The following is an 11,697-nucleotide window of genomic DNA, read 5'->3' on the forward strand; positions in this document are numbered from 1 at the left end:
GCTCAGTATGACCCAGTTAAACAAAATACATCTTTTACTGGTCAAGATGTGTTTGTACCAGTGATGCACCCTAGTCATACCACAAATGTTTATCAAAAAAATTATAAATATATGCACTCATTCCCTCATACAGAATCCGTTCTATATCAGGAAACGCATCACCATTTTTGTGCTCCAAGCTGCCCTCCTAGACCTCGTCCTTGGTGCTGATAGCCAGAAAAGCCCCTTCATTTTAACAATGAAGGGTTTTTACTATGTGAAATTTAGGATGTTATTTAGCTATCGTTAAACAAAGTAGCCTATTTTTGACCAAAATCCAATCGATATGAGCTATGTCTACATATAATACCTTAACCCATGTATATTTAAAGTTTTTTCCTTTAGTTAAATACCACGAAAAGAGGTGTTTGTATGTCTAGTTATGGTGGAGCAGGTTCTGGTTTTGCTTTATTAGTTGTCCTGTTTATTCTTCTTGTCATTATTGGATGCAGCTGTTACGGCCGCGGATTTGGCTATTAATAACAATAAAAAAGTCTTTCTCTAATTTGAGAAAGACTTTTTTATTCTAGGTTGTGTCTTCGGTCAGGATGATCACCCGCGTGCCGGCGGCGATGTACGGCGGCACCATGGTGCGAACGCCGTTGCTGAGGATCGCCGGCTTGTACGACGACGAGGCGGTCTGGCCCTTCACCGACGGTTCGGTCTCGACGATCTCGAGCGTCACGGTGCGCGGCAGCTCCAGGGCGATCGGGATGTCGTTGTGGGTCGACAGGACGACGGTCATGTTTTCCTGCAGATAGGCGCCCAGGTCGCCGATCACTTCCGGGGTGGCCACGAGCTGGTCGTAGCTTTCCGGGTTCATGAAGTGATAGCCCTCGCCGTCCTGGTACAGGAAGGTGTGGTCGCGCTGGTCGACGAAGGCGCGCTCGACGGTCTCGGTCGTGCGGTAGCGTTCCGACACCTTCACCCCGTCCGAGATGCGGCGCATGTTCAGCTGGGTCACCGGGGTGCCCTTGCCGGGATGGATGTTTTCGACGTTGAGAACGACGTAGAGCTTGCCGTCCATATCGACGACGAAACCCTTCCTCAGCGAGCTGGCGGCGACTTTAGTCACTTACTTCGTCCTTGATCCCAGCGGCCCGGAGCCGCGCGAATTGCGTTAGATATCGCCCTCCTATAGCGATCCTCGCCGAGTTCGCCACCCCCGTCCCTGGGACTTCCCGTGCAGACAGCCTCTCCCTCGCCCTGGTGGCGGCCCGAAAGCCACGCCGACCGGCGGCCGTTCCTGCTGATCCGCAACCGGATCAAGTCGGCGTTTCGCGCCTGGTTCGAGGCCCGCGACTTCCTGGAGGTCGAGACGGCGGCCCTGCAGGTGTCGCCCGGCAACGAGGCTCACCTGCACGCCTTCGAGACCCGCGCCCTGACGCTTTCGGGCGAGGCCGCGCCGCTGTACCTGCACACCTCGCCGGAGTTCTCGTGCAAGAAGCTGCTGGCGGCGGGCGAGCAGCGGATCTTCGATTTCGGCAAGGTCTGGCGCAACCGCGAGCGCGGGGCGCTGCACCATCCGGAGTTCACCATGCTGGAATGGTACCGGGTCGATGCGCCCTACCAGACCCTGATGGACGACTGCGCGGCCCTGCTGGCCCTGGCGGCGGAAACGGCGGAAACCCTCCAATTCCGCTTTCGGGGCCGCTCGTGCGATCCGTTCGCCGCGCCGGAGCGGGTGACGGTGGCGCAAGCCTTCGAGCGGCATGCGGGCGTCGATCTGCTGGCCTCGATCGGACCCGGCGGCGAGACCGATCGCGACGCCCTGGCGGCCTCGGCGCGGGTGGCGGGCATCCGTGTGGCGGACGACGATACCTGGGCCGATGTCTTCAGCCGGGTGATCGTCGAGAAGGTCGAGCCGAACCTGGGGATCGGACGCGCCACGATCCTGTGCGAATACCCGACGGCCGAGGCGGCCCTGGCCCGGCCCAAGCCCGGCGATCCGCGGGTGGCCGAGCGGTTCGAGCTCTATGCCTGCGGCGTCGAGCTGGCCAACGCCTTCGGCGAACTGACCGACGCCGGCGAACAGCGCCGCCGCTTCGAGGCCGAGATGGACGAGAAGGCCCGGGTCTATGGCGAACGCTACCCGCTGGACGAGGATTTCCTGGCGGCCCTGGCGATCATGCCCAATGCCTCGGGCTCGGCCCTGGGCTTCGACCGGCTGGTGATGCTGGCGGCGGGGGCGAGCCGGGTGGACCAGGTGCTGTGGACGCCGGTGGCGGGTTAGGTCGCTGACGGGGACATGCCCTTGCGGCGTGTCCCCAAATCCTGGCGCGACGTTGGGGATACGGCTGGGGATACGGCTGGGGACACGCCGCAAGGGCATGTCCCCGTCAGCGGGCCGCATTGCGTCTAACGCTTCAATCCGCCATACCGCCGGCCTCATGACCGCCGCCCGCACCCTTCGCAGCGCCCAGGCGCTGGCCGACGCCGGCCTGATCGCTCCCGAGCGGTTGCCCGCGCTCGAACAGGTGGCGGCGCGCTACGCCGTGGCGATCACGCCGGACATGGCCGAGCTGATCGACCCGGCCAACGAGTCCGACCCGATCGCCCGCCAGTTCGTCCCCAGCGAGGCCGAGCTCTCGGAAGGCCCGGGCGAGGTCGCCGACCCGATCGGCGACGAGGCCCACAGCCCTGTCGAGGGGATCGTCCACCGCTACCCCGACCGCGTGCTGCTGAAGCCCACCCACACCTGCGCGGTCTATTGCCGGTTCTGCTTCCGACGCGAGGTGGTCGGCCCCGAGGGCGCGCCCAACCTGTCGCCCGAAAAGCTGGACGCGGCCTTCGCCTACATCGCCGCCCATCCGGAGATCTGGGAGGTGATCGTCACCGGCGGCGACCCGCTGGTGCTGTCGCCGCGCCGCCTGCGCGACCTCGGCCAGCGACTGGCGGCCATCGACCATGTGAAGGTCGTGCGTTTCCACACCCGCATTCCGGTGGTCGATCCGGCGGCGATCACCGACGAGATGGTCGCGGCCCTGAAGGCCAGTGGCAAGACGGTCTATGTGGCCCTGCACGCCAACCACGTCCGCGAACTGACCGACGCGGCCCGCGCCGCCGTCGCCCGGATCATCGACGCCGGCATCCCGATGCTGAGCCAGACGGTGCTGCTGAAGGGCGTCAACGACGACCCCGAGACGCTGGGCGCCCTGATGCGCGGCTTCGTCGAGACCCGCATCCGGCCCTACTACCTGCACCACGGCGACCACGCGCCGGGCACCGCCCATCTGCGCACCACGGTCGAGGAAGGCCGCGCCCTGATGCGCGCCATCCGCGGCCGGTTCTCGGGGCTCTGCCAGCCGACCTACGTGCTCGACATCCCCGACGGCCACGGCAAGGTGCCGATCGGGCCGGACTATCTGGCGGTCGAAGGCCAGGTCGAGGACCCGAACGGCGGCGCGCACGCCTATCCGCCTTCCCGATAGGGGAGAGGACTAGGCCAGCGCCTCCCCATCCTTGTGGGGATCGAGGTTCCGCGTCGGCGCCAGCACCTCGGCCGTCGGCGTGCGCGCCCCCAGTCGCTCGATCAGGTGATCGCCCACCCGCATGGCGTTGGCCACGGTGGTCAGGGTCGGGTTCACCGCGTTGGCCGAGACGAAGAAGCTGGTGTCGACCACGTACAGATTGTCCAGCTCGTGGGCCTTGCAATCGCGGTCCAGCACCGAGCTCTTCGGATCGGCCCCAAACCGCGTGGTGCCGCACTGGTGGGCGGTGCCGTACAGCGGCAGCAGCGAGTCGAACTGGAAATGGTGCTGCGAGATCGGGTGGGCGTGATCGACGAAGCCCTCCAGCGACTCCCGCAGCGTCTTCACCAGCCGGTCATGGCCCTCCAGGTTGCCGAAGGTGTAGTCCAGCGAGATGCGGCCGTCGGGATTGAGCCGCACGCGGTTGTCGCTCTGGGGCAGGTCCTCGGAGATCACCAGCATCGACAGCATGCGGTCGGCCGCCGCGCCGGCCAGGGTGTCGGGCACCAGGGCCGGCGGCAGCCAGTCCTCGACCTGGCCTTCCAGGGTCTGGCCCGACATGTATTCCAAGAGCTGGATGTGGCCCATCGGCAGGTCGTAGCCGCCGCGCGGGTCGCCCCAGTAGAAGTCGTTGACCGCCAGGGTCTTGGGGAAGGTGATGTCCTGCCGCCGGGCGGTGAGCGAGACTATGGCCGTCGAATTGTGGAACATGTAGTTGCGGCCCACCTGGTCGGAGCCGTTGGCCAGGCCGCCCGGGTGGGCGGCGTTGGCCGAGGCCTGAAGGACCACGGCGGTGTTGGCCGCGCCGGCCGCCAGCACCACGATGTCGCCGCTCCAACGCTCCTCGCCGTGCTCGGCCTGGCAGACCACCTCGGTGACCGTTTTGCCCGACGGATCCGTCTCCAGTCGCAGCACCTTGCGGCCCGTGAGCAGGGTGACGTTGGGCAGGTCCATCAGCGGCTCGACCGCCAGGGAGCGGGCGTCGGACTTGGCCTTCAGCAGGCAGGGATAGCCGCCGCAGGTCTTGCACTTGATGCAGGTGGAGGTGACCGGATGGGCCTGGTCCAGCTTGACGCCCAGCGGCAGGGAGAACGGCTTCCAGCCCTGCGTCTCCCAGTGACCCTTCAGCGCCGCCACGCCCGGATCGTGGTGGACGGCGGCGTAAGCATAGGGTGGCTCGTCGCCGTTCTCGGTGGGATCGTCGCCGCGCGCGCCGTGCACCTGCCACAGGGTCTCGGCCTCGGTGTAGTAGGGGGCCAAGTCCGTCAGGCTGATCGGCCAGGCCGGCGAGATACCGCCGGCGTGCTGGACTTCGGTGAAGTCGCGCCCGCGCATCCGCATCAAGGCCGCGCCGTAGAAGCTGGTGTTGCCGCCGACCCAGTAGTGGGTGTTGGGCGTGAACGGGTGGCCCTTCTTGTCGTACCAGCGCTCCTGGGTGCGGTAGCGGCGCTCGATGAAGACGGCCTTGGGGCTCCAGTTCTCGGCCTCGCGCGGGATGTGCTCGCCGCGTTCGAGGATCAGGATGGTCTTGCCGGTCGGGGCCAGGCGCTGGGCCAGGGTCGCGCCACCCGCCCCCGAGCCGATGATCACGATGTCGAAACGCGTCGCCATGAAGGGTCCGGAGCTGGAGTGGCGGGAAGCAGGATCAGTCGGCGGCCAGGTGGTACTTGGCCGAGCCCTTCATCAGGGCGAAGCGGACCAGGCCCTGGGGCAGGTAGTGCAGCAGGGTCGCGGCCACGACGTTGTGCCAGCCCGGCACCACCACGACCTTGCCGTGGTCGTTGGCCTTGAGGGCGGCCGCCACGACCTGGTCCGGCGTCTGGAACAGCCGCCGGGGCGCCTGCGCCATCACCGCGTCGGTGCCGTTGGCGCTGGCGAATTCGGTCTGGGTGAAGCCGGGGCAGACGGCGGTGATCTTCAGGCCGGCCGCGCGATATTCGGYGTCCAGCGCCTGGGTCAGCTTGATCATCAGGCTCTTGGCCCCCGGATAGAGGGTGTGGCCCGCCACGCCCGGGGCGAAGCCGGCCAGGGAGGCGACATTGATGATCCTGCCCCCGCCGCGCGCGGCCATGTCGGGGATCACCCCATGGGCCAGGCCGCAGGCGGTGACCACCAGGGTCATCAGGAAGTCCTGCTGCCGCGACCAGGGCACGTCGTCGAAGCTCTGGGCGATCGAGAAGCCGGCGTTGTTGACCAGCACGTCCACCCGCCGCCCTCGGGCCGCGACGGCGTCGAGCACCGTTTGGTTGGCGCCTAGCACCGACAGGTCGGCGGGCAGGGCGAAGGCGGTGACGCCGCGACGGGCGGACAGCTCGGCGGCCAAGGCCTCCAGCCGGTCGGCGCGGCGGGCCACCAGGGCCAGGTCGTGGCCGCGCGCCGCCAGGGCCCGGGCGAAGGCTTCGCCGATCCCGGACGAGGCGCCGGTGACCAGGGCCAGCGGGCGTTCGGGAGACGCAGCGGCTTCAACCATCACCCATCTCCCCAGGCCTTGCCGGCCCAAGCCCTTGTCGGCAAGCGACTATAGCCCTCCGACCTCAGCGACATAGGGAGCCCAAGCCGCGGCGAGAAAAAGGCCTCCCAGGTCGCCCTGGGAGGCCTCTTCGCCTGTCGTGAAGGCGGACGCGGTCAGGCGTTGGCGATGGCCGTGGCGATCGTGTCGGTCTGTTGGCCGGTCAGGTCCTTGGCCAGCTCGCCGACCAGCTTGGCCTCCAGCGCCTTGTGCCAGTGCTTGCGCAGCTCGCCGAGCGTCTTGGGGGCGGCGACGACGAACAGGTGCTCGAACTGGTTGGTCAGGGCCTGCTGGTTCAGCAGGGCGGCGACGCCGGCGGCGTAACCGTCCTCGGCCTTGGTGCTGTCGTCGGGGTTGGCCGCSCTGGACGGATGGCCGCCCGTGCCGCCGCCGACACCGTCGATGTCCGGGGTGGGCAGGGCCGTCAGTTCGGGCGCGTGATCGCCGGTGTTCTTGAACARCACCAGCTTCTCGCCATCGACGACGGCCACCAGGGCGCCTTTGGGAAGTATCATCGTGCGTATCCTTGAACCAATGGGGCCTGTTAACGGCCGGCGGGGACGGGAGTTGCCCTGAGGCGCACGGAAAAGGCCTCCCCGATGATCGCGCACCACCGAGTCTGTCATCCCGGACAAGTCCGGCGCAGCCGGGCGCAGGTCCGGGACCGCCGGAAGCGCCCGCGTTCACGCGTCGGTTCCGGATCTTCGCGCTACGCGCTCGTCCGGGACGACAGCCGTAAGGTATGAAATGCGAAAAGGCCTCCCAGGTCGCCCTGGGAGGCCTCGTCGTTTTCAGCGAAAGCCGCCAGCCTTACTCGGCCGCGGCCTTCTTCGCCGCCGCGCCGAACTTGGCGTGCAGCTCGCCCGAGGTGTAGCGCTTGGCCATGGTCGCGGTGGACAGCGCCTTGACCTTGTCGGCGTGGCCGGCCGAGCCGAACTGCACGAAGCGCTCCTGGCAGACCTTGCGCATGGCGTCCTTGGCCGGCTTCAGATAGGCGCGCGGGTCGAACTCGTGCGGGTGCTCGGCCAGGATCTTGCGGATCGCGCCGGTGATGGCCAGGCGGTTGTCGGTGTCGACATTGACCTTGCGCACGCCGTGCTTGATGCCGCGCTGGATTTCCTCGACCGGCACGCCCCAGGTCTGGGGAATGGCGCCGCCGTACTGGTTGATGATGTCCTGCAGGTCCTGCGGAACCGAGCTGGAGCCGTGCATCACCAGGTGGGTGTTCGGCAGGCGCTGGTGGATCTCCTCGATCACGTTCATGGCCAGGACGTCGCCGTCCGGCTTGCGCGTGAACTTGTAGGCCCCGTGGCTGGTGCCCATGGCGATGGCCAGGGCGTCGACGCCGGTCTGCTGCACGAAGTCGACCGCCTGGTCGGGATCGGTCAGCAGCTCGTCGTGGCTCAGAACGCCCTCGAAGCCGTGGCCGTCCTCGGCTTCGCCCATGCCGCTTTCCAGCGAGCCCAGCACGCCCAGCTCGCCCTCGACCGACACGCCGCAGGCGTGGGCCATCTGGACGACCCGGCGGGTGACCTCGACGTTGTACTCGTAGGTGGCCGGGGTCTTGGCGTCTTCCATCAGCGAGCCGTCCATCATCACCGAGGTGAAGCCGTACTGGATCGCCGTGGCGCAGGTGGCCGGGCCGTTGCCGTGGTCCTGGTGCATGCACACCGGGATGTTGGGATAGATCTCGGCCAGGGCGTCGATCATCTTGGCCAGCATGATGTCGTGGGCGTAGTTCCGCGCGCCGCGCGAGGCCTGGATGATGACCGGGGAATTGACGGCTTCCGCCGCCTCCATGATCGCCAGGCCCTGTTCCATGTTGTTGATGTTGAAGGCCGGCAGCGCATAGTCATGCTCCGCCGCATGATCCAGCAACTGTCTTAGCGTGATCCTCGCCACGTGGTGTTCTCCTGCAAGCGTGAGTGTTTTGGCCGTTTCTTGTTTTTGGGGCCCGACGCTAATGCGTTCTTTGCCCGGGTCGTTCTCGTCGGGTTCCTCGTCCCGACGTTGGTCGTCCTGCGCTCGTGAACCGCCCGCCCGGTCTTTCGCCGGGACGCCGCGGTCCAGATTGAAACAGTTCGGCGTCAGGCCTCGAGGGCCGCGACGCCGGGAAGGGTCTTACCTTCCATCCATTCAAGAAACGCGCCGCCGGCGGTCGAGACGAAGGTGAAATCGCCGGACACGCCCGCGTGGTTCAAGGCGGCGACCGTATCACCGCCGCCAGCAACAGCGACGATCTTACCTGACTTGGCGAGTTTAGCGGCGTGTTTTGCCGCCGAAACCGTCGCTTCGTCGAACGGGGGCACCTCGAATACACCAAGTGGGCCGTTCCAGATCAGGGTCTTGCTGGCGTCCATGGCCTCGATCAGGCGCTGGGCGCTCTTGGGGCCGGCGTCCAGGATCAGGTCGTCGGGCTGGACGTCGGCCAGGTCGCGGGTCTCGGCGTCGACGCCGGGAGCGACCTTCTTGGCCACCACCACGTCGATCGGCAGCAACAGTTCGCAGCCCGACTTTTCCGCCGTGGCGATGATCTGGCGCGCGGTGTCGGCCAGGTCCTTCTCGCAGAGCGAGCCGCCGACGTCGTGGCCCTGGGCGAACAGGAAGGTGTTGGCCATGCCGCCGCCGATCGCCAGGCGGTCCAGCTTGGCGACCAGGTTGTTCAGCAGGTCCAGCTTGGTCGAGACCTTGGAGCCGCCGACGATGCCCAGCACGGGCTTCTTCGGATTGCCCAGGGCGGCGTCCAGGGCGTCGAGTTCGCGCTGCATGGCCAGGCCCGGATAGGATGGCAGGATGCGGGCCAGGGCTTCGGTCGAGGCGTGGGCGCGGTGGGCGGCGCTGAAGGCGTCGTTGACATAGAGGTCGCCGTTTTCCGCCAGCTGGGCGGCGAAGTCGGCGTCGTTCTTTTCCTCGCCGGCGTGGAAGCGGACGTTTTCGAACAGGGCCACGCCGCCGTTCTCCATCGCGTCGACCACGGCCTTGGCCTTGGGGCCGACGGCGTCGGCGGCGAAGGCCACCTCCTGCTCCAGCAGCTTGCCCAGCGGCTCGGCGACGAAGGCCAGGCTCATCTCGGGCACGACCTTGCCCTTGGGACGGTCGAAGTGGGCCAGCAGGATGACCTTGGCGCCCTTGGTCGACAGGTAGTGGATGGTGGGCAGGGCCGCGCGCAGGCGGGTGTCGTCGGTGATCTTGCCGCCGTCGACCGGCACGTTGAAGTCCACCCGGACCAGGGCGCGCTTGCCGGCGAGATCGGCGGTGTCGAGGGTGCGGAAGGGCATGGAATTCTCCAGATCGATCAACGCGCAGCGCCAGACGCCGGCGGCAGATCGACTTTGATGGTCGTTGTGGTTTTTAGGGGGACTAGGCTTAGCCCCAGGAAAATGGCCGCCATTCCGAAGGTCACTGCCAGCGTGAGCGTCCGGGATTTGCCTCGATGCCTGAAGGCGACCACCAGCATGGCGACCAGCCAGAGCACAGCTAGGCCGAAGAGCCCCCACATGAACATGATGAAGGGGCGGAGCTCACGCTCCGCCCCCAGCATCTGAAACATGGATGGGCCGCTTAAAAGCATAGGCAGCGCCAAGAGGCCGAGGGCCCAGAGCACGATCGTTGCGATCCAAAGCCCCTTCATGCCCTCGTCTCCGATCTTAAAGGAACTTCGCCATCACCAGGGCCGTGTCGGCCATGCGGGTCGCGAAGCCCCATTCGTTGTCGTACCAGCTGAGCACGCGGACCAGCTTGCCCTCGATGACCTGGGTCTGGGGCAGGGCGGCCGTCGAGCTGGCGGCGATGTGGTTCAGGTCGTGCGAGACCAGCGGCTCGGTGGTGGTGAACAGCACGCCGTTCATGTCGCCGTCGGCGGCGGCCTGCAGGGCGGCGTTGACCTCATCCACCGTGGTGTCGCGCGACGGCACGACCTTCAGGTCGATGACCGAGACGTTCGGGGTCGGCACGCGGATCGACGAGCCGTCCAGCTTGCCCTTCAGGGCCGGCAGCACGAGGCCCAGGGCCTTGGCGGCGCCGGTCGAGGTGGGGATCATGCTCAGACCCGCGGCGCGAGCGCGGTAGAGGTCCTTGTGCATGGTGTCGAGCGTCGGCTGGTCGCCGGTGTAGCTGTGGATCGTGGTCATGTAGCCACGCTCGATGCCGACCAGGTCGTGCAGCACCTTGGCCACCGGGGCCAGGGCGTTGGTGGTGCACGAACCGTTGGAGACGATGATGTCGTCGGCGGTCAGGACGTCGTGGTTGACCTTGTAGACGATGGTCTTGTCGGCGCCGTCGGCGGGGGCCGAGACCAGCACGCGCTTGGCGCCGGCTTCCAGGTGCAGGGCGGCCTTGTCGCGGGCGGTGAAGATGCCCGTGCACTCGAACGCGATGTCGACGTTCAGGTCCTTGTGCGGCAGGTCCTTGGGGTCGCGGATCGCCGTGACCTTGATCTTGCCCAGGCCGACGTCGATCCAGTCCTCGCCCGACGTCACGACGCCCGGGAACCGGCCGTGGACGCTGTCGTAGCGCAGCAGGTGGGCGTTGGTCTCGACGGGACCCAGGTCGTTGATGGCGACGACCTCGATGTCGCGGCGCGCATGCTCGGCGATGGAGCGCAGGACGAGACGTCCGATCCGGCCGAAGCCGTTGATGGCGACGCGAATGGCCATGAGGTCTTTCTCCTAACGAGCGTTCGGCCGAGGCGACCGACGTTACCTTGATTTTGCAGCGCGTTTTGCGGTCCAGGGCGGGGAAGTCAAGCCCAAGAAACCTGCGCGAGGGCTCACATAGGATGACCTATTGTTATCCGCACCGTTTCATCGCCCAATTGTCGCCATGGCGGGTGGCGAAGCGGACGGCAGTCTATATGTTGCGCCGCATGAAGTTGGGACGATGCCGATGACCCCGGGCGAAGGGAACGCCCTCGAGCTGGCCGCGCGACGCCTGGAGCGCGCCGTCAGCCAGCTGGAACAGAAGATCACGGCTGAGCGCACCGCGCGTCTGGCCGCGTTCTCGGCCGCCGCCGCGGCCGCCTCGGCCTCGGGGTCTGACGATCCGGGCTTGTTCGACGTCGAAGCCGAGTCCAAGGCCGCGCGTCTGGCCGTCGATCTGGAAGCCGCCCGGGCCCGCGAAAAGGCCCTGGAAGAGGCCGGCGAACAGGCCTCCGAAGCCCTGGGCCGCGCCATCGCCGAGATCCGCGCCGCCCTGGGCGACGAGAGCCTGATCACCGAAGGCGTCCACGACGACGAGGAAGACTTCGAGGACGAAGGCGCCGAAGCGGGCGACCTGTTCGGCGGTCTAGACGATGACGGCGTCACGGAACGGGAGGCCTGAGTCATGGCCCAACTGACCATCCAGGTGAACGGCCGCCCCTACACCGTCGGCTGCGAGGACGGGCAGGAAGCCCACCTGCTGGAGATCGCCCGCCTGTTCGATCGCCAGGTCCGCCAGGTCAGCCAGGACGTCGGCCAGCTGGGCGAGACCCGGCTGTTCCTGATGGGCGCCCTGCTGCTGGCCGACGAGTTGAGCGACCTGAAGCTGCGCCTGGCCCAYGCCCAGTCCGAACTGGCCCGTCTGCAGACCGAACAGACCCGCGTCGAGATCCGCGCCATCAAGGCCCTGGACGCGGCCTCCGAGAAGATCGAGGCGCTGGTTCAGGGGTAGGCGGCAAACGGTCCGCTCTCTCCTTGGTCC

General features: G+C 66.7%; 14 protein-coding genes. 6 read left to right on the forward strand and 8 right to left on the reverse strand.

Features of this window, described 5'->3' with window-relative positions; all coding sequences use genetic code 11:
- On the forward strand, positions 1 to 210 hold a 210-nt coding region (locus tag AC1DZ6_RS08630), incomplete at its 5' end, for a CotD family spore coat protein (RefSeq protein ID WP_477096785.1).
- 201 nt (positions 211 to 411) lie between these two features.
- Positions 412 to 519, forward strand: a complete 108-nt coding sequence (locus AC1DZ6_RS08635; RefSeq protein ID WP_016766356.1) for a YjcZ family sporulation protein — start codon at positions 412 to 414, stop codon at positions 517 to 519.
- A 46-nt stretch (positions 520 to 565) separates the two neighbouring features.
- Here the strand turns inward: AC1DZ6_RS08635 and efp are convergent, their stop codons facing one another.
- Positions 566 to 1,114, reverse strand: coding sequence for an elongation factor P (efp, locus tag AC1DZ6_RS08640; RefSeq protein WP_477096786.1), 549 nt, complete (start codon positions 1,112 to 1,114; stop codon positions 566 to 568).
- A 108-nt stretch (positions 1,115 to 1,222) separates the two neighbouring features.
- Here efp and epmA point away from each other — a divergent pair, with 108 nt between their 5' ends.
- Complete coding sequence (epmA, locus tag AC1DZ6_RS08645) at positions 1,223 to 2,272, forward strand: EF-P lysine aminoacylase EpmA (protein WP_477096787.1); 1,050 nt, start codon at positions 1,223 to 1,225, stop codon at positions 2,270 to 2,272.
- A 157-nt stretch (positions 2,273 to 2,429) separates the two neighbouring features.
- Complete coding sequence (locus AC1DZ6_RS08650) at positions 2,430 to 3,470, forward strand: lysine-2,3-aminomutase-like protein (RefSeq protein ID WP_477096788.1); 1,041 nt, start codon at positions 2,430 to 2,432, stop codon at positions 3,468 to 3,470.
- Positions 3,471 to 3,479: 9 nt separating this feature from the next.
- Here AC1DZ6_RS08650 and AC1DZ6_RS08655 read toward each other — a convergent pair whose 3' ends face one another.
- The 7 genes from AC1DZ6_RS08655 to gap all read right to left on the reverse strand — a co-directional run bounded on the left by AC1DZ6_RS08655 (position 3,480) and on the right by gap (position 10,673).
- The gene (locus AC1DZ6_RS08655; RefSeq protein ID WP_477096789.1) at positions 3,480 to 5,120 is read right to left on the reverse strand and encodes a GMC oxidoreductase; all 1,641 of its coding nucleotides are present in this window, start codon (positions 5,118 to 5,120) and stop codon (positions 3,480 to 3,482) included.
- A 34-nt stretch (positions 5,121 to 5,154) separates the two neighbouring features.
- On the reverse strand, positions 5,155 to 5,979 hold the full coding sequence (locus tag AC1DZ6_RS08660) for an SDR family NAD(P)-dependent oxidoreductase (RefSeq protein ID WP_477096790.1): 825 nt from the start codon (positions 5,977 to 5,979) through the stop codon (positions 5,155 to 5,157).
- Positions 5,980 to 6,134: 155 nt separating this feature from the next.
- Positions 6,135 to 6,533 (reverse strand): baeRF12 domain-containing protein, encoded by a 399-nt coding sequence (locus AC1DZ6_RS08665; protein ID WP_477096791.1) that lies wholly within the window; start codon positions 6,531 to 6,533, stop codon positions 6,135 to 6,137.
- A gap of 295 nt (positions 6,534 to 6,828) precedes the next feature.
- Positions 6,829 to 7,920, reverse strand: a complete 1,092-nt coding sequence (gene fba, locus AC1DZ6_RS08670; RefSeq protein WP_477096792.1) for a class II fructose-bisphosphate aldolase — start codon at positions 7,918 to 7,920, stop codon at positions 6,829 to 6,831.
- Between the two features lie 185 nt (positions 7,921 to 8,105).
- Positions 8,106 to 9,296, reverse strand: coding sequence for a phosphoglycerate kinase (locus AC1DZ6_RS08675; RefSeq protein WP_477096793.1), 1,191 nt, complete (start codon positions 9,294 to 9,296; stop codon positions 8,106 to 8,108).
- 17 nt (positions 9,297 to 9,313) lie between these two features.
- Positions 9,314 to 9,649: a hypothetical protein gene (locus tag AC1DZ6_RS08680; protein ID WP_477096794.1), complete on the reverse strand. Its 336-nt coding sequence runs from the start codon at positions 9,647 to 9,649 to the stop codon at positions 9,314 to 9,316.
- Between the two features lie 16 nt (positions 9,650 to 9,665).
- Positions 9,666 to 10,673, reverse strand: a complete 1,008-nt coding sequence (gene gap / locus AC1DZ6_RS08685) for a type I glyceraldehyde-3-phosphate dehydrogenase (RefSeq protein ID WP_477096795.1) — start codon at positions 10,671 to 10,673, stop codon at positions 9,666 to 9,668.
- A gap of 229 nt (positions 10,674 to 10,902) precedes the next feature.
- On the opposite strand from gap, the gene AC1DZ6_RS08690 reads away from it, so the two are divergent.
- Both AC1DZ6_RS08690 and AC1DZ6_RS08695 read left to right on the forward strand, forming a co-directional pair.
- Positions 10,903 to 11,337, forward strand: a complete 435-nt coding sequence (locus AC1DZ6_RS08690; protein ID WP_477096796.1) for a hypothetical protein — start codon at positions 10,903 to 10,905, stop codon at positions 11,335 to 11,337.
- A gap of 3 nt (positions 11,338 to 11,340) precedes the next feature.
- The gene (locus AC1DZ6_RS08695; RefSeq protein ID WP_012284839.1) at positions 11,341 to 11,667 is read left to right on the forward strand and encodes a cell division protein ZapA; all 327 of its coding nucleotides are present in this window, start codon (positions 11,341 to 11,343) and stop codon (positions 11,665 to 11,667) included.
- The last annotated feature ends 30 nt before the right edge of the window (positions 11,668 to 11,697 follow it).

The sequence above is a fragment of the Caulobacter sp. P1_B12_2 genome (assembly GCF_056406675.1).